Origin of the sequence: Streptomyces sp. TLI_185, assembly GCF_003814765.1 — a bacterium.
GTDB lineage: Bacteria > Actinomycetota > Actinomycetes > Streptomycetales > Streptomycetaceae > Streptomyces.
Genome location: NZ_RKRB01000001.1, coordinates 2,143,594 through 2,160,987, shown reverse-complemented (window position 1 = coordinate 2,160,987; position 17,394 = coordinate 2,143,594). Strand labels below are relative to the sequence as shown.

Here is a 17,394-nt window from a genome sequence, read left to right as displayed (position 1 = left end):
TCCACCGATCGTGCAGGGAGCCACCATGCCCTTCAGCCGCCTGGCCCACGCGACCACGCCCACCGCGCACATCGGACTGGGTCTCGCCGCCGTCGGCCGTCCGGGCTACATCAATCTCGGCCGCGAGGACGACCTCCCGGCCGAGCGCACCGTCGACGCCCTGCGCCTGCGCACCCACGAACTCCTCGACGCCGCCTACGCCCAGGGCGTCCGCTACTTCGACGTGGCCCGCTCCTACGGCCGCTCCGAGGAGTTCCTTGCCGACTGGCTGAACGCCCGCCCGGATGTCGAGGGCATCGTCGTGGGCAGCAAGTGGGGCTACACCTACACCGCCGCCTGGTCGGCGGACGCCGAGACGCACGAGGTCAAGGACCACAGCCTGCAGACCTACGAGCGCCAGCGCGCCGAGAGCGCCGAACTGCTCGGCGACCGCCTCGACCTCTACCAGATCCACTCGGTGACCCCGGACAGCCCCGCCCTCACCGACAAGGAACTCCACGCCAAACTGGCGGAGGCGGCCGCCGAGGGCACCACCATCGGCTTCTCCACCAGCGGCCCGGCGCAGGCCGAGGCCATCCGCGCCGCCCTGGCCGTGACGGTCGACGGCGAGCCCCTCTTCCGTACCGTCCAGTCGACGTACAACGTCCTGGAGACCTCGGCCGCGCCTGCCCTCGCCGAGGCGCGCGACGCGGGGCTCACAGTGATCGTCAAGGAGGGCATGGCCAACGGTCGCCTCGCGGACCCGTATGCACCGGACGCCCTGAGGGCCGTAGCCGCAGAAACGTCTCTGGGCTGCGACGCGGTGGCTCTCGCCGTGATCCTGCGCCAGCCCTGGGCGGGAGTCGTGCTCTCCGGCGCGGCGACCGCCACCCAGCTCGCCTCCAACCTGCACGCGGCGGTCGTGGACCTGGACGAGGACCAACTGGCCCGCCTGGCCGAACTGGTGGAGAAGCCGCAGGCGTACTGGGAGCGGCGCGGGCAGCTGCCCTGGCACTGAAATCCGGCAGGAACCCTCGCCACCGTGAGACGCACACGCCCATGATGAGACATCAGCGTCTCACGTGCGCTACTCTCGTCTCATGGCCGTCGACCGTGACCACGTACTGCGCACCGCCGCAGCCCTGCTGACCCGCAAATCCACCGCGACCATGGACGAGGTCGCCAAGGCCGCCGGGATCAGCCGCGCCACGCTGCACCGCCACTTCGCGGGCCGTGATGCTCTGGTGCGGGCGCTCGAGGCGCTCGGCATCGCGGAGTGCGAGGCGGCGCTGGACGCCGCCCGGCTGGACGAGGGAACCGCGAGCGAGGCCGTGCGCAGGCTGGTGAGCGAGATTCAGCCCGCCGCCGGGCTGCTCGCCTTCCTGTACGGCGAGAGCCAGCTCTGGGAAGCCGGCCAGGACGCGGGCTGGCAGCAGTTGGACAGCCGCATGGGCGCGCTGTTCGTGCGGGGTCAGCAAGCGGGCGAGTTCCGTATCGATCTCACCCCTGTCTGGCTCACGGAGGCGCTCTACGGCCTGATCGCCTCGTGCGCCTGGGCCATGCACGACGGCCGCGTCGCCCCCAAGGACTTCACCCACATGGTCGCCGAGCTGCTGCTCGGCGGCGCGCTACGGAGAGAGGAACCATGACCAGCACCCTGCAGCCGGCGACCACGACCGAGGCGGTGAAGCGCCCTGGCCGCTGGCTCGCGCTCTCCGTCCTGGTACTCGCCGTGCTGCTGGTGGCCGTCGACGCGACCGTCCTCGGTCTCGCGACCCCCTACATCAGCAAGGACCTCAAGCCCTCCGGCACCCAGCTCCTGTGGATCGGAGACGTCTACTCCTTCGTCATCGCGGGCCTGCTGGTGTCGATGGGCAGCCTCGGCGACCGCATCGGCCGCAAGCGGATCCTGCTCGGCGGCGCCACGGCCTTCGGCGCGATATCGGTCCTCAACGCCTACGCGACGACACCCGAGTTGATGATCCTGGCCCGCGCCCTGCTCGGCGTCGCGGGCGCCACCCTCATGCCGGCCACCCTCGCCCTGATCCGCAACCTCTTCCACGACCCGCGCGAACGCAGTCTCGCCGTGGGCATCTGGGGCGCCACGGCCTCGGCGGGCACGGCCGTCGGCCCGATCGCGGGCGGCTTCCTGCTCGAACACTTCTGGTGGGGCTCGGTCTTCCTGATCAACCTGCCCGTGATGGCGGTCCTGGTCGTCGTCGGCATCCGCACGCTGCCCGAGTCCCGCAACCCGAACCCGGGCCCGTGGGACCTGACCAGCGTCGTCCTGTCCCTGGTCGGTGTGATCGGCATCGTCTACGCGGTCAAGGAGGCCGCAACCCACGGCTTCGAGTGGCCCACGCTCGCCGCGGGCGCACTGGGCGCGACGGCGCTGTACTGGTTCATCCGCCGCCAACTCACGCTCCCCACCCCGCTGCTGGACATGCGCCTGTTCCGCAACCGCGGCTTCAGCGCCGCGGTCCTGGCCGACCTGCTGACCATCCTCGGCCTGTCCGGCCTGGTCTTCTTCCTCTCCCAGTACCTGCAACTCGTCCAGGGCAGGCGCCCGTTCGAGGCGGGCCTGGCCGAACTGCCCGCGGCGGTGGGCGCGGTGGCGGCGGGCCTGATCGCGGGCCGCGCGGCGCGCCGCTTCTCGGTACGGGCCGTGGTCGCGGGCGGCCTGGCAGCGGTGGGCCTGGCGCTGGCGGTTCTGACGACACTGAGCGAGTCGACCGGCTACCCGGTCCTCGGCGCCGCCCTGCTGGTGGTCGGTGTGGGCGCCGGCTTCTCCTTCACTGTGACGGCGGACGTCATCCTCTCCGCCGTAGCGAAGGAACAGGCAGGCGCGGCCTCCGCAGTCTCGGAAACGGCGTACGAGCTCGGCGCGGCCCTCGGTATCGCGGTCCTGGGCTCGATCGTGACGGGCGTCTACCGGGGTTTCGCAGCCCCGGTCGGCACTCCGGCGGGCGCCCACGAGTCACTGGGCGGAGCGGTGGAGGCGGCAACGGGAATGCCGACGGACTCGGCGCAGGCGCTGCTTACCTCGGCCCGAGCGGCCTTCGTCGACGGCCTCGCCATCGCAGCGGGCGCAGGCGCAGCCGTACTTCTTGCCACGGCGACTGCGGCATGGTTCATGCTGCGAGGCCAGCGGTTGGATACCGCCGTTTAGGGGCGCGGGGCTGTATCGATTTGCGGCTCCGCCGCGTGCGCGCGACCAGCCACAGACAACCCGCACCCGACAACGAACCGTCAAGCAGCCTTCGCCTTGGTCGCATACATGTCCACATACTCCTGCCCGGACAGGCGCATGACCTCAGCCATCACGGAGTCGGTAACCGCCCGCAGCACATACCGATCCCGGTCCATCCCGTCGTAACGGGAAAACTCCATCGCCTCACCGAACCGAACAGTGACCCGCCCCGGACGGGGCATCCCCGCCCCGCCCGGCTGCAGCTTGTCCGTGCCGATCATCGCGAAGGGAACCACCGGCGCCCCCGTCATCAGCGTCAGCCGCGCGATGCCGGTACGCCCCCGGTACAGCCGCCCGTCGGGCGACCGCGTGCCCTCGGGGTAGATCCCGAAGACCTTGCCCTCCTCCAGCACGCGGCGCCCGGTCATCAGCGCGGCCACCCCGCCCCGGCCGCCGTCGCGGTCCACCGGGATCATGCCGACGCCGGTGAAGAACCAGGCCATCAGCCGGCCCTTGAGGCTCTTGCCGGTGACGTACTCGTCCTTGCCGATGAAGAACACCTGGCGGTCGCAGACCAGGGGAAGGATCATCGAGTCGATGAAGGTGAGGTGGTTGCCGGCCAGGATGACCGGACCGTCACCCGGGATGTGCTCCGCGCCCTCCACCTGTGGGCGGAACATCAGGCGCATGATCGGTCCGAGCACTGCCTTGATGAGCGCGAAGCGGGACAACGGGCCCTCCGGTGTCAAGGGATTCGGTATGAGTATGTGCAGGTGAGGACGATACTCGCGGTCCCCGGGGTCTTGCACATCGGGTTCACGGAGGTCTTACGCACTGTTGACGTGGGTTTACCTGCGGTGACGCGGCGTTGCCCGCCGGTAACAGCCCGGAACGATGTGACGGACGACTCGCCGCCGAACGGGCGAGCCGCGCGGGCCCGTTCACCGCTCGTCGGACGTCGTTCCCCGTAGGACCTCATACGACATCCCGAGTCACCCGCATGTTCCGGACAATGCCTCCCTCGCGTCATGTCCACGCCCCTACGATCGGCGCGCTGAGAGAACAGATCGAGCCGACGTCAGGGGAGGCGCTCATGGGAACGCAGGAGAACGAGCAGACAGGCGGCACCGGACGACGGGCCCTCCTCGGTGCGGCGGTACTCGGTGCGGGCGGAGCCGTGCTCGGCCTGTCCGGCACGGCGAGAGCGGCGGACGCCGGGTTCGCGCACGGCGGGCTGAAGAGCCTGCCCAAGCCGACGATCATCGGCCACCGCGGAGCCAGCGGCTACCGGCCCGAGCACACCTTCGGCTCGTACAACCTGGCCCTCGACCTGGGCGCCGACGTCGTCGAGGCCGGCGACCTGGTCCCCACCAGGGACGGCCATCTCGTCTGCCGCCACGAGCCGGAGATCGGCGGGACGACGAACGTCGCCGACCACCCCGAGTTCGCCGACCGCAAGACCACCAAGGTGCTCGACGGCGTCTCCACCACCGGCTGGTTCACCGAGGACTTCACCCTTGCGGAGCTGAAGACGCTGCGCGCGATCGAGCGGATTCCGGCCAATCGCCCGCACAACACGATCTACAACGGTCGCTGGGAGATCCCCACCTTCGAAGAGGTCCTGAAGTGGCAGGACGAGCAGACCCGCAAGCGCGGCAAGCAGGTCTGGATCTACCCCGAGACCAAGCACCCCACCTACTTCCGCAAGCTCGGCCTGGGCCTGGAGGAGCGGGTCGCCAAGCTGCTGCACAAGTACGGCAAGGACAGGCGGAACTCGCCGGTCATCCTGCAGTCCTTCGAGCCGAGCAGCATCCAGCGCCTGAACAAGCTGGTCGACAACCCGCTGGTGGTGCTCCTGTCCACCGCGAACAGCCGCCCCTGGGACTTCGTCGAGGCGGCCGACCCGCGCACCGTCGCCGACCTGATCACCCCGAAGGGTCTGAGGGAGATCGCCGGTTACGCCCAGGGCCTCGGCCCGACCCTCGACCTGATCATCACGAAGAAGGCGGACGGCAGCCTCGACAAGCCGACCACCCTCGTCTCCGACGCGCACAAGGTCGGCCTGATCCTGCATCCGTACACCATGCGCAACGAGAACCCGTTCCTGCCGGCGGAGTACCGCAAGGGCACGGCCGCGGACGCGTACGGCGACCCCTTCGGCGCCTTCAAGACCTACTTCGCCACCGGCATCGACGGCGTCTTCACGGACAACGCGGACACCGGCGTGCTGGCCCGCGAGGACTTCGTCAACGGCTGAGCCCCCGGCCCCGGTTGGGGTGAACAGTCGGCCGTCCGGGCAACTCGGCCCCGGGCGGCCGCGTCGAACCGCATATGACGCACGACCTGGTTGCCGCTCTGCGCCCGCTGCTCACCGCCGAGGCCTCCGCCGAGGCACATGCCTCCGGAGCCGAGCCGGGCGACCTGGAACAGGCGGTCTGGCTCCGCCTCCTGGAGCACCTCGAGGTGGACGGCCCGCCGCCGGACCCCGAGCGCTGGCTGCGCAGCGCCGTCCGTTCAGAGGTGCGCCGCACTCGCCGTACGACCCGACACGAACGGCCGTACGACATCGAGCCGGCCGACGACATCGACCGCGATCCCGAACAGCTGGCCCTCGCGGCCGCCCGCCGCCGGGCGCTGCGGGACGCCGTCCGCCGCCTGCCCGGCCGCTGCCCCAGCCTGATGGAGGCCCTGCTGTCCCCGAAGGACCTGACATACCGGGAAATCGCGGGGGAGTTGGGTATCTCACAGGGCAGTCTCGGCCCGGAACGTTCCAGATGCCTGGGATGTCTCCGTCGTTTGCTCTCGCCGGAGGTTGCGGCCCGCGAACCGCGGGGATAGGAGTGAGGGACAACGTGGCGATCAGGTGAGCGGGAGGCGTGCGCACATGGGCATGAGCGTGACCATCTCGGTGGCGACCGAGCAGGATGCAGAGCAGATCTTCAAGCTCCAGTACCTGTGCTTCCAGAGCGAGGCGGCGCTGTACGGCAACTACCGCATCGACCCGCTCGTCCAGAGCCTGGACTCGGTCCGCCAGGAGGTGGCCGCCGACTGCGTCTATGTGGCGCGGCTCGGCGAGGAGGTCGTCGGCTCGGTCCGCGGCCGTGTCACGGAGGACGGCTCCGCCTCCATCGGCAAGCTCTGCGTCCATCCCCGCCTGCAGGGCCACGGCATCGGCGCGCGGCTGCTGCGCGCGGCCGAGTCGGCGCTGGCGGAGGAGCGCGGCGCGAAGGTGTTCCGCCTGCACACCGGCCACCGCAGCGAGGGCAACCTGCGGTTGTACCGCCGGGTGGGCTACCAGGCCGTGGGCACCTCGCAGGGCAACGACGGCGTACCCATGATCGTGCTGGAGAAGCCGGCCGAGGCGTACGTGGCTACTGCGTGACGGTGCGGTTCCTGCGGAGCCAGTACAGCGCGGACAGCGGCAGCAGTACGGGGATGAAGACGTACCCCATGCCGTAGTCCGACCAGACCGTCGCGTCCGGGAAGGCCGACTTGTCGACCAGGGTCCACGTACCGACGATCAGCACACCCGCGAGTTCGGCGGCGCAGCACACCTGTGCCGCCCTGCGAGCCCTTTCGCCGCCGCGGACCAGCGAGTACGTGATGAAGCCGTAGACGACTCCCGCGACGGCGGACAGCGAGTAGGCGAGCGGCGCGCGGTCGAACTCGGTGGCGATCTGGTAGACGGACCGCGACACGGCGCCGACGACCATCACTCCGTAGAACCAGACCAGCAGCATCCCCGGCCCGCTGATCAGCCGCGTCCTCGTGGGCTTCTCCTGCACCGAGGTCACCTCAGCCTCCCCAGATGTCGTAGAGCCGCACTTCGAGAACGGCCAGGACGATACCGCCGGCGGCCACCGTCACCGAACCCCAACGGGTGCGCTCCGCCAAGGACATGAACCCCGCCGCCGGCACACACGCGAACGCGCCCAGCAGATACGCCACGAAGATCGTCGTGCCCTGCTCCGGCTTCTCGCCCCGCGCCAGCTGCACGATCCCGATCACCAGCTGCACCACGGCCAGCAGCGACACCACGGCCATGCCGATGAAGTGCCAGTCCTTCGTCGGCTGATCACGATAGGCCGCCCACCCGCACCAGGCGGCGAGCAGCAGCGCGGCGACACCGGTCACCAGCGTCAGGGCATCAAGCATGGAGCGACCTTATTACGGCCCAAAAGACCTGCCGCGCCCGGCCCGGCCCGGCCCGCTGCGCCGCCGGGCGATCATCGTGGCATTGGCCACAAGGCACGAGGCGCATGAGCCGCCCCCGGCCTCGTGGTCGAGGGCCTCTCGGCCCTGTCCGCACTGGTCACCGGTGGAGGAGCGGAGATCCCGGTCCGTGGCCGACGCCTGTCCACCGCCGTCCGCCATGTGGACAGGCGGTTCTTGGGCGTCCCGATACGTCTGCTTTACTGATCGCATGACCACGACGAGCTGCCGCACCCTTGCGACCGAGGCGACCATGACGCCCGGTGCTCGTTGTATGTGTCGAATGCGCGCCTTCTAGAGGGCCCCTGCACCACCCTTGAGCCTCGCGCCCCGAAGCGAGCTGCCGCGGCATGTCCGTACGCCTTCCGCCGTATGTGACCGAGCTGCCCGCGCATGACTTTCCCTTCCGTACCAGGGCACACCCACGCCCGCGTACTCGACAGTGACGGAAACCCAGTGATCACGACTTCAGGCCTGACCAAGGTCTACCGCTCACGCGGCCGTGAGGTCACCGCCCTGGACGGCGTCGACCTGCACGTCCGCGAAGGCGAGGTGTACGGCGTCATCGGCCAGTCCGGCGCCGGCAAGTCCTCCCTCATCCGCTGCGTCAACCTGCTGGAACGGCCCACCGCCGGGACGGTGACCGTCGCCGGGCAGGAGCTCACCGCCCTCGCGGGGCGCGGCCCCCGCGCCGGCAAGGAGCTCCGCGAGGCGCGCAGCCGTATCGGCATGGTCTTCCAGCACTTCAACCTGCTCTCCTCGCGCACGGTCCAGGACAACGTCGAGCTGCCGCTCGAGATCCTCGGCAAGTCCGGCAAGGAGCGCTCCCGCAAGGCACTCGAGCTGCTCGACCTGGTGGGGCTCGCGGACAAGGCGAAGGCCTACCCCGCCCAGCTCTCCGGCGGCCAGAAGCAGCGCGTCGGCATCGCCCGCGCCCTGGCCGGCGACCCCAAGGTGCTGCTGTCCGACGAGGCGACCAGCGCCCTCGATCCGGAGACCACCCGCTCGATCCTCCAGCTGCTGCGCGACCTGAACCGGCAGCTGGGCCTGACCGTCCTGCTCATCACCCACGAGATGGACGTCGTGAAGTCGATCTGCGACTCGGCGGCACTCATGGAGAGGGGCCGCATCGTCGAGTCCGGGACGGTGAGCGAACTGCTCGCGACCCCCGGCTCCGAGCTGGCCTCCGCCCTCTTCCCGGTGGGCGGCGAGACCACCGACGCCGACCGCACCGTCGTCGACGTCACCTTCCAGGGCGAGGCCGCCACCCAGCCCGTCATCTCGCAGCTCTCGCGCACCTACAACATCGACATCTCGATCCTGGGCGCCGCCATCGACACCGTCGGCGGACTCCAGGTCGGCCGGATGCGCATCGAACTGCCCGGCCGCTACGAGGACAACGTCGTACCGATCGGCTTCCTGCGCGAACAGGGCCTGCAGATCGACGTGTTGGGCCAGGAGCCCGTACTGCTGACGGAAGGTGCCCAGCTGTGACCTGGTCCGAGATGCAGCCCCTGCTGTCCCAGGCGTGTTGGGACACCCTCTACATGGTCGGCTGGTCCACGCTGATCGCCGTCGTCGGCGGGCTCCCGCTCGGCATCCTGCTCGTCCTCACGGACCGGGGCGGACTGCTGCAGAACGTCCTCGCCAACAAGGTCATCGGGCAGATCGTGAACGTCGCCCGCTCGATGCCGTTCATCATCCTGATGGTCGCCCTGATGACCTTCACCCGCTGGATCACCGGCACGACCATCGGCCGCGAGGCCGCCATCGTGCCGCTCGCCATCGGGGCGATCCCGTTCTTCGCGCGCCTCGTTGAGACGGCTGTCCGCGAAGTGGACGGCGGGCTCGTCGAGGCGGTGCAGTCGATGGGCGGCAACACCTGGACCGTCGTCCGCAAGGTTCTCGTCCCCGAGTCGCTGCCCTCGCTGATCTCCAGCGCCACCACCACGATCGTCGCCCTCATCGGCTACTCCGCGATGGCCGGCACGGTCGGCGCCGGTGGCCTGGGCGACATCGCCATCCGCTACGGCTACCAGCGCTTCGAGACCGAACTCATGTGGATCACCGTGGCGATCCTCGCCGTCGTCATCTCGGTCATCCAGTTCGCCGGCGACTACGCGGCCCGCTCCCTGCACCGGCGCGGCGGCCGCTCCGGTGCGGCGCCCAGGCTTCGCCTGCTCAAGCCCGAGGAGCCCGCGACCCCCGACGTCGGCAAGGTCGCGTAACCCCCTCACAGACTCCCCGCACCGCCCACCCGTCGCCCGACCACCGCCCCTCAACGACGGCGCTTCGCGCCGACACCCCTCGATCCGCGGGGTCGCTACACCCTCAGGAAAGGCACTTTTCGTGCGTAACACCGCAAAGCTCACCACCGCCGTCCTCGCCGCCGGAGCCCTCACCTTCGGGCTCTCCGCCTGCGGCTCGGGCACGGAGTCCGCATCGAGCTCCTCCGACTACAGCGGACCGCTGGTCGTCGCCGCGAGCCCGACCCCGCACGCCGAGATCCTCGACTTCGTCAAGAAGAACCTGGCGAAGAAGGCCGGACTCGACCTGGAGGTCAAGGAGTTCCAGGACTACATCGTCCCGAACACCGCGACCGAGGACGGCTCGGTGGACGCCAACTACTTCCAGAACCAGCCGTACCTCGACGACTTCAACAAGAAGCGCGGCACCCACATCGTGCCCGTCGTCACCGTGCACCTGGAGCCGCTCGGCCTCTACTCCCACAAGGTCAAGAAGGCCGACGCGCTGAAGAGCGGCGCCACGATCGCCGTCCCGAACGACGCCGTGAACGAGGCGCGCGCCCTCAAGCTGCTCGCCGCCAACGGCCTCATCACGCTCAAGGACGGCGCGGGCAGCGAAGCAACCCCGCAGGACATCGCCAAGAACCCGAAAAACCTCAAGTTCAAGGAGGTCGAGGCGGCCCAGACCGCGCGCTCCCTGGACGACGTGGACGCCGCGGTCGTCAACGGCAACTACGCCATCTCCGCAGGCATCAAGCCCGCCAAGGAGTCCCTCGTCCTGGAGTCCGCGAAGAACAGCCCCTACGGCAACTTCCTCGCGGTGAAGAAGGGCAACGAGAAGGACCCGCGGGTGAAGAAGCTCGCCAAGCTGCTCACCTCCCCCGAGGTGAAGAAGTTCATCGAGGGCAAGTACCAGGGCTCGGTCATCCCGTCCTTCTGAACCTTCTCCTGACGGCACGTATACGGCGTATCGCCACGCACGGGGTCCACTTGCTCACCGCGAGTGGACCCCGTGGTGCAGTTCCGTGCCCACATGCTGCATGCTGGGCAGTTCAGCAGGCTCTGAAGGTTTTCCGAAGGTTACGGAGTGGCGCATGACTAGCACCTTCCCCAACATCTCCATCAGCACGGAGCGGTTGGTGCTGCGTCCCTTCGACGAGGACGACGTGAGCGCGCTGGCCGAGATGATGAACGACGAGCAGATCACCGCCTGGACCTCCGTGCCGCAGCCCTACACCGAGGCCGACGCCCGCAACTGGACCGTCCACATCGCCCCTGCCGAACGCGCCGAGGGCCGCGGCATCGTCTTCGCCGTCACGGAGTTCCTCACCCAGCGCCTCGTCGGCATCGTGCACCTGCAGAACACGAACTGGCGGGTCCGCTCCAGTGAGATCGCCTACGTCATCGCCCCCTGGGCCCGCGGTGAGGGCTACGCCTCCGAGGCGGCCCTCGCCACCGCCCAGTGGCTCTTCCACGACCAGAAGTTCGAACGCCTCGAACTGCGCACCGCTGCCGACAACACCGCCTCCCAGCAGGTGGCCCAGAAGATCGGCTGTATCAGCGAGGGCGTCCTGCGCAACGCCTGGATAGCCCGCACCCGGGGCGGGGACGGGGAATGGACGGACGTCCGCACCGACGTCATCGTCTGGAGCCTGCTGCCGGAGGACCTGGCCGGGGTCAGCGAACAACTGGCCGACACCGGCGGTTTCACGACCTTCACCGACTGGAACTGAACCTTGGGGGCTCGAGGGCCCACACCTGACACCAGGTACCCTCACAGCCCGACCTGCGCAAAACCCCTGGAGACCGACGACGATGGCCGACCGAGTCACGGTGATCGGCTGGGACGGCTCGCCCCTGACCGCCGCGGCCCGCTCCGCCCTGGGCGCCGCCACGCTGGTGGCAGGTGCCGCCCACCACCTGGCGCTCCCCGAAGTGCCGCGCGCCGCCGAGCGCATCCGGCTGGGCAGCGTCGCCCTCGCCGCTCGCCGTATCGCCGGCCACCGCGGTACCGCCGTGGTGCTGGCCGACGGCGACCCCGGGTTCTTCGGCGTCGTACGAACCCTGCGCGCACCCGAGTTCGGCCTCGAGGTCGAGGTCGTCCCCGCCGTCTCCTCCGTGGCCGCGGCCTTCGCCCGCGCCGGGATGCCCTGGGACGACGCCCAAGTGGTCGTCGCACACCGCCGCACCCTGCGACGCGCAGTGAATGTGTGCCGCGCCCACACCAAAGTCGCCGTCCTCACCTCACCCGGCGCAGGCCCCGCCGAACTCGGCCTCCTCCTCGAAGGCGTCCACCGCACCTTCGTCATCTGCGAGGAACTCGGCACCGAACGCGAACAGGTCACCGTCGTCACCTCCGACAAGGCCCCCGACCACACCTGGCGCGACCCGAACGTCGTCATCGTCATCGGCGGACCCACCGCGCCGGGCGTCTCCGGCGAGGGCGGCGGCTGGCTCGCCGGCCGCGACCCGGGAGCCGGACCGCGCGGCTGGACACAGCCGGGCGAGGCCTACGACGGGCCGCTCGGCGAGGGCGAGACGGATCTGCTCCGGGCCGCCCAACTCGCCCGGCTGGGACCGCGCGTCGGGGACCTCGTCTGGGACATCGGCTGCGGCAGCGGTGCCTTCGCCACCGAAGCCGCACGCGCCGGAGCCGCCGTCATCGCCGTGGACCGCAAGCTGGAGGCCTGCGCCCGCACCGACGCCGCCGCCCGGCACTTCGGCGTCCAGCTGCAGATCGTGCAGGGCACGGCCCCGCACGTCCTGGAGAACCTCCCCGAGCCCGACGTCGTGCGCGTCGGCGGCGGGGGAGCGGCCGTGGTCTCCGCCGTCGCCGACCGCCGCCCGCAGCGCATCGTCACCCACGCCGCCACCCGCGACGCGGCCGAACTCGTCGGCCGGGACCTGACGGAGCACGGATACCAGGTCGAGTGCGCCCTGATCCAGTCCGTCGAACTCGACACCAGGGCCTGGACGGAGACGGAGCGGAGCGTTGCGTTCCTGCTCAGCGGAGTGCTGCCGGGGCGCGCATCGTGACCCTGGCGCCGTCCCAGTGATCCTGGTTTCTGCCGTCCCGGTGATCCTGTAGTCGTACCGCTCGCGGTAGGCTGGCCGACTGTTGTACCGCACCAGGCGGCCCGGAACTTCGTTCGTCAATGTCCGGAAAACACACCCCTTTTGGGGTGGGTGCGGTACGGCAGAACCGGAGGACGCGCAACGTGGCGCAGTCCACAGCGGGTCGTCACGGATCAACCTGTCGTGACGGAGGAACGGCCGGGACAATGCCACTGAATGGCTTTGTCGCCTTTTAAGGGCGGGTCGTTCGTGCCGCTGGGCAGGCACGCTCGTTCTTCACTGCGGGGGCGGTCGGTGCGCCGCTCCCGGTGGGCTGGACGTGGAAGCACTAACCGATGGGCGAGGGGTACGCATGACCGACACCGGCCAGGTCCCGGGCGAGGGACTGCCGGAGAGCGCAGGCATGGTGGAACAGCCGGGCGTCCACGCGCACGGTGCGTACACCTACCTCTCCGAGACCACCGCCGAGGACGAAGACCTGTTGCTGCTGCCGGGTGCGCAGAGCCCGTGGGGCAACGAGGTCGCCCCGCCCGCGCCCGAGCCGGTCGTCGAGGCCGTCCACGAGCCGGGCCCGCACGAGACGGCGGGCCGCGACAGCGGCTCGGTCGACCTCGGCGGCGTCCGCCTCCCCAACCCGACACCCGCGTCGTCCCCGGTGACCCCGCGCCGCCCGCTGCACCTCGGCCCGCCGATCCCCGACGCGTCGGCAAGCCCGGTCCGCTCCCTCGCCGACCGCGGCCCCGCGGGTGCACCGGTACGCCAGGCCGGCACGCCGACCGCCGGCCCCGAGTACTTCGACGCCCCCCAACTGCGCGAGATGCCCCCGCAGGGCGCGGCCCCTTGGGGCCCCCAGGCGCAGGCCGCGGTGCAGGCAGGGGTACCGGTGAACACCGGGGCACCCGCTGCGGAAACGGTTGTTCCGGCGGCCGAGCCGAGCGCCGAGCCGGTGGCCGCGGCCCAGGCCGTCATGGCCCCCATGGCCACGGAGACCGCTCCGGTGGCGCAGAACGGTGACATCGGCGTGGCCTACGGCCCGGAGGGCGGGCACGTTCCGGTGGGGGTGTCCGCTACGGAGGGCGGGCAGGCCGCCGGGGCCGCTGCGGGTGCCGGTGGACCTGTTGCCGGGGACGGACACGTCGCTCCCGGCGGGTTCCCCGCCGCGGGGGGTGGGCACGGGGCTCCGGGTGAGTTCGCCGCGGACGGCGCGCAGGCGGCTCCGGTGGGGGCTGCCGTGGACGGCGGGCACCTTGCTCCGGCGGGAGCCACTCAAGACGTGGAGCAGGGCGCGGTTCCCCCGGTTGCTCCGGACGCCGAGCAGGACGAACTGGTCGGTTCGGCGCCCGAGGCCGCGCAGACGCCCGGCGCCGCAGTCGCCCCCGAAGGCGGGCAGCCCGATGCTGCCGTGCCCGGTGTGGAGGCCGTACCCGCTCCTGGGCCCGCACCTGAGGCCGTATCGGCTCCCGCAGCGGCGCCTGCGCCGGAGGCCGGCCAGGTTCCGGAGGCAGCCCACGCTCCGGAAGGAACGCCGACGGTTGAGGGCGCACCGGTCGCCGAGGGCCTTACGCCTGCCGCTGGGCCGCTCGCCGAGGAGCCCGCGTCAGAGGGCGCGCCGATCGCCGAGCCCGTTATGTCACCGAGCGCCGAGGCCGTTACGCCAGAGGGCGCACCGATCACCGAGGTGGCTGCGCCCGGGAGCGGGCAGCCCGCCGCGGCTGTGGCGCCCGAAGCACCGCAGGTCACAGAGGCGGTGGCACCCGAGAGCGAGCAGTCGCCCGAGATGGTCGCGGCAGCGGCCGGACAGTTCGCCGAGGCAGTCGCCCACGAGACGGGGCAGTTCCCCGAGGCGGTCGCCGACCAGGCCGGGCAGTTCCCCGAGACGATCGAACCGGGAGCTGCGCAGCTCCCCGAGGCGGCCGCACACACCACCGAACAGGCACCTGAAGCAATCGCCCCCGAGGCCGCACAGGCACCCGCGACCGTGGCGCCGGATGCGGGCCAGGCTGCCCACGCCGCCGACCTGGCTGCGCCCCAGCCCGTCGTCCTTGAACCCGCCCAGGCTGTCGCTGTCGAACCAGCGCAAGCCGCCGAGGCGCCCGCCCCCGGGACCGCGGAGGCTGTCGTAGCCGCCCCCTTCCCGGCAGCCCCGGACCCGGCGCAGCCCGTGGCACCGGCCGGAGACGCAACCGCCGCCCCCGAGCCCTCACCTCACCTCGTGGCAGCAGAGCACGCTCTCCAGGACCAGAGCGGTCGGCCCGTCCAGACCGCCCCGGACGCACCGACGCCCGCGCCGGAGGCGGAAGTGCAGCCCGAGGCCGCTGCCGTCGCCGACCCGGCCGCCCCCGCCGTGTCCCCGGTGCCCACCGCCCCGGCCACCGACCAAACGGCCGAGGCGGGTTCCCCGACGGACCAGGCGCACCCCGCAGCGCCCCTGGCCCCCGAGCCGGCCGTGGTCTCCGCCGAGGCCCTGCCCGGACTCCCGACCGACGAGGCTGCGGACCCGGGCCGTCCCGGCCCCGGCACGGAGACGCCCCAGCCACTCGCCGCGGAGCCCGCGGACCCGCAACCGGACGCGTCCGTCGGCCAGTTCATCCTCGTCGAGGGCTCCGTGCCGACCACCCCGCACCTCGCCCCGACCCCGCCGCACGCACTCACCCTCCCCCCGGAGGAGGAGCAGGCGCCGGAGCCGATCGTCAAGGTCCCCGCCCCGCGGGAGGCCGACCCCGACCTCGTACAGCACGCGGAGGACCTGGACACCAGGGCCGCCGACCAGGAAGAAGAGAGCACGGCCGCCGTGGAAGAAGTACGACAGTCCACCGGCCCGGCGGCGCCCGCCTACGACGACGCCGAGCGCGAGGCCGTGATGAAGGTCATGCGCGAGCGCCGCGACATCCGCAACGGCTTCCGCAGCGACCCCATCCCGCACGAGGTGCTGCTCCGCGTCCTGGAGGCCGCGCACACGGCCCCGTCCGTCGGCCATTCGCAGCCCTGGGACTTCGTCGTCATCCGCTCCGCCGACACCCGCCGCAGCATGCACGAACTGGCCATGCGCCAGCGCGACGCCTACGCGAAGTCGCTGCCCAAGGGCCGGGCGAAGCAGTTCAAGGAACTGAAGATCGAGGCCATCCTCGACACCCCGGTGAACATCGTCGTCACCGCCGACCCGACCCGCGGCGGCCGCCACACCCTGGGCCGTCACACGCAGCCGCAGATGGCGCCGTACTCCGCCGCGCTCGCTGTCGAGAACCTCTGGCTCGCCGCCCGCGCCGAGGGCCTCGGCGTCGGCTGGGTCAGTTTCTTCGACGAGCGAGAGATGGTCCGCGCCCTCGGCCTGCCCGAGCACCTGGAGGTCATCGCCTACCTGTGCGTCGGGTACGTCGACGAGTTCCCGGACGAGCCCGAGCTGATGCAGGCCGGATGGTCCAAGCGCCGCCCGCTGTCCTGGGTCGTGCACGAGGAGACGTACGGCCGCCGCGCCCTGCCCGGCGAGGAGCCGCACGACCTGCTCGCCGAGACCGTCGCCCAGATCCGCCCGCTGGACGCCAAGGCGCTCGGCGAGGCCTGGGAGCGGCAGAAGCGGATGACCAAGCCGGCCGGTGCGCTCGGCATGCTGGAGATCATCTCCGCGCAGCTCTCCGGGCTTTCGCGCCAGTGCCCACCGCCGATCCCGGAGCCCGCGGCCGTCGCGATCTTCGCGGGCGACCACGGCGTGCACGCGCAGGGGGTCACCCCCTGGCCGCAGGAGGTCACCGCCCAGATGGTGGCCAACTTCCTCGGCGGGGGAGCGGTCTGCAACGCCTTCGCCGGACAGGTCGGTGCCGAGGTGTGTGTGGTGGATGTCGGTGTGGCCGCCGACCTGCCTGCCACCCCCGGCCTGCTGCCGCGCAAGGTCCGCGCGGGCACCTCCGACATGACGACCGGCCCCGCGATGAGCCGCGAGGAGGCCAAGCAGGCCATCGAGGTCGGCATCGAGACGGCCCGCGACCTGGTGGCAGCCGGCAACAAAGCCCTTCTGACGGGCGAGATGGGCATCGCCAACACGACGGCGTCCGCCGCCCTGATCTCGGTCTTCACGGACACCGACCCGGCCGAGGTGACCGGCCGCGGCACCGGTATCAACGACGAGACCCTGGCCCGCAAGACCGAGGTCGTCCGCCGTGCGATCGAGGTCCACCAGCCGGATCCGGCCGACCCCATCGGCGTGCTCGCCGCGATCGGCGGCTTCGAGCACGCGGCGATGGTGGGCCTGCTGCTGGGCGGCGCCTCGCTGCGTACGCCGGTGATCCTGGACGGAGTCAGCGCCGGCGCCGCCGCCCTGGTCGCCCGCGCCATCGCCCCCGAGGTCCTCGCGGCCTGCATCGCCGGCCACCGCAGCGCCGAGCCCGGCCACGTCGCCGCCCTCAACAAGCTGGGCCTGCGCCCCCTGGTCGACCTCGACCTCCGCCTCGGCGAGGGCACGGGCGCCCTTCTGGCCCTCCCGCTGGTCCAGAGCACGGCCAGGGCGATGCACGAGGTGGCGACGTTCGATTCGGCAGGGGTAACTGAAAAGTAGGCGTCTGTGGTCCGTGGGCAGTCGTTCCGCTGGGGGTCCCCCCAGGCCCTTAAGGCACTGGGGTAGGAACGGGTGGGCACGGACCACGCACCCGCACCCGGCCATGGTGCTCAGCCACTGGACCACCTGAGCCGCCACCACCT

At 71.2% G+C, this 17,394-nt stretch carries 15 protein-coding genes; 12 read left to right on the top strand and 3 right to left on the bottom strand.

Annotation, left to right across the window (positions count from 1 at the left end):
• The first annotated feature begins 25 nt into the window (after positions 1 to 25).
• The 3 genes from EDD92_RS09820 to EDD92_RS09810 all read left to right on the top strand — a co-directional run bounded on the left by EDD92_RS09820 (position 26) and on the right by EDD92_RS09810 (position 3,148).
• Positions 26 to 997 (top strand): aldo/keto reductase, encoded by a 972-nt coding sequence (locus tag EDD92_RS09820; RefSeq protein ID WP_123963943.1) that lies wholly within the window; start codon positions 26 to 28, stop codon positions 995 to 997.
• Between the two features lie 82 nt (positions 998 to 1,079).
• Positions 1,080 to 1,628 carry a TetR/AcrR family transcriptional regulator gene (locus tag EDD92_RS09815; RefSeq protein WP_123963942.1) on the top strand — a complete coding sequence of 183 codons (549 nt, stop codon included), beginning with the start codon at positions 1,080 to 1,082 and terminating at the stop codon, positions 1,626 to 1,628.
• Positions 1,625 to 3,148, top strand: coding sequence for an MFS transporter (locus EDD92_RS09810; RefSeq protein WP_123963941.1), 1,524 nt, complete (start codon positions 1,625 to 1,627; stop codon positions 3,146 to 3,148). Before EDD92_RS09815 ends, EDD92_RS09810 begins: the two co-directional genes overlap by 4 nt.
• Before the next feature lie 80 nt (positions 3,149 to 3,228).
• On the opposite strand, the gene EDD92_RS09805 is transcribed toward EDD92_RS09810, so the two are convergent.
• Positions 3,229 to 3,900, bottom strand: a complete 672-nt coding sequence (locus EDD92_RS09805) for a 1-acyl-sn-glycerol-3-phosphate acyltransferase (RefSeq protein WP_030945712.1) — start codon at positions 3,898 to 3,900, stop codon at positions 3,229 to 3,231.
• A gap of 362 nt (positions 3,901 to 4,262) precedes the next feature.
• On the opposite strand from EDD92_RS09805, the gene EDD92_RS09800 reads away from it, so the two are divergent.
• The 3 genes from EDD92_RS09800 to EDD92_RS09790 all read left to right on the top strand — a co-directional run bounded on the left by EDD92_RS09800 (position 4,263) and on the right by EDD92_RS09790 (position 6,551).
• Positions 4,263 to 5,426, top strand: a complete 1,164-nt coding sequence (locus EDD92_RS09800; protein WP_123963940.1) for a glycerophosphodiester phosphodiesterase — start codon at positions 4,263 to 4,265, stop codon at positions 5,424 to 5,426.
• 74 nt (positions 5,427 to 5,500) lie between these two features.
• The gene (locus EDD92_RS09795) at positions 5,501 to 6,007 is read left to right on the top strand and encodes a sigma-70 family RNA polymerase sigma factor (protein ID WP_099927517.1); all 507 of its coding nucleotides are present in this window, start codon (positions 5,501 to 5,503) and stop codon (positions 6,005 to 6,007) included.
• 46 nt (positions 6,008 to 6,053) lie between these two features.
• Positions 6,054 to 6,551 (top strand): GNAT family N-acetyltransferase, encoded by a 498-nt coding sequence (locus tag EDD92_RS09790; RefSeq protein ID WP_123963939.1) that lies wholly within the window; start codon positions 6,054 to 6,056, stop codon positions 6,549 to 6,551.
• Here EDD92_RS09790 and EDD92_RS09785 read toward each other — a convergent pair.
• A complete protein-coding gene (locus tag EDD92_RS09785; protein WP_123963938.1) occupies positions 6,541 to 6,963 on the bottom strand; it encodes a hypothetical protein in 423 nt (140 codons plus the stop codon). The genes EDD92_RS09790 and EDD92_RS09785 overlap by 11 nt on opposite strands.
• A gap of 1 nt (position 6,964) precedes the next feature.
• Positions 6,965 to 7,324, bottom strand: coding sequence for a hypothetical protein (locus EDD92_RS09780; RefSeq protein WP_123963937.1), 360 nt, complete (start codon positions 7,322 to 7,324; stop codon positions 6,965 to 6,967).
• A 513-nt stretch (positions 7,325 to 7,837) separates the two neighbouring features.
• Between EDD92_RS09780 and EDD92_RS09775 the strand changes: the two genes are divergently transcribed.
• The 6 genes from EDD92_RS09775 to cobT all read left to right on the top strand — a co-directional run bounded on the left by EDD92_RS09775 (position 7,838) and on the right by cobT (position 17,251).
• On the top strand, positions 7,838 to 8,875 hold the full coding sequence (locus EDD92_RS09775) for a methionine ABC transporter ATP-binding protein (protein WP_123963936.1): 1,038 nt from the start codon (positions 7,838 to 7,840) through the stop codon (positions 8,873 to 8,875).
• Complete coding sequence (locus EDD92_RS09770) at positions 8,872 to 9,609, top strand: methionine ABC transporter permease (RefSeq protein WP_123963935.1); 738 nt, start codon at positions 8,872 to 8,874, stop codon at positions 9,607 to 9,609. Before EDD92_RS09775 ends, EDD92_RS09770 begins: the two co-directional genes overlap by 4 nt.
• Positions 9,610 to 9,730: 121 nt before the next feature.
• Entirely contained in the window at positions 9,731 to 10,567 is an 837-nt protein-coding gene (locus tag EDD92_RS09765; protein ID WP_123963934.1) for a MetQ/NlpA family ABC transporter substrate-binding protein, read from the top strand.
• Between the two features lie 154 nt (positions 10,568 to 10,721).
• Positions 10,722 to 11,360, top strand: coding sequence for a GNAT family N-acetyltransferase (locus EDD92_RS09760; protein ID WP_123963933.1), 639 nt, complete (start codon positions 10,722 to 10,724; stop codon positions 11,358 to 11,360).
• 82 nt (positions 11,361 to 11,442) lie between these two features.
• Positions 11,443 to 12,663: a precorrin-6y C5,15-methyltransferase (decarboxylating) subunit CbiE gene (cbiE, locus tag EDD92_RS09755; RefSeq protein WP_123963932.1), complete on the top strand. Its 1,221-nt coding sequence runs from the start codon at positions 11,443 to 11,445 to the stop codon at positions 12,661 to 12,663.
• A 391-nt stretch (positions 12,664 to 13,054) separates the two neighbouring features.
• Positions 13,055 to 17,251 carry a nicotinate-nucleotide--dimethylbenzimidazole phosphoribosyltransferase gene (gene cobT / locus EDD92_RS09750; protein ID WP_123963931.1) on the top strand — a complete coding sequence of 1,399 codons (4,197 nt, stop codon included), beginning with the start codon at positions 13,055 to 13,057 and terminating at the stop codon, positions 17,249 to 17,251.
• Positions 17,252 to 17,394 lie beyond the last annotated feature (143 nt).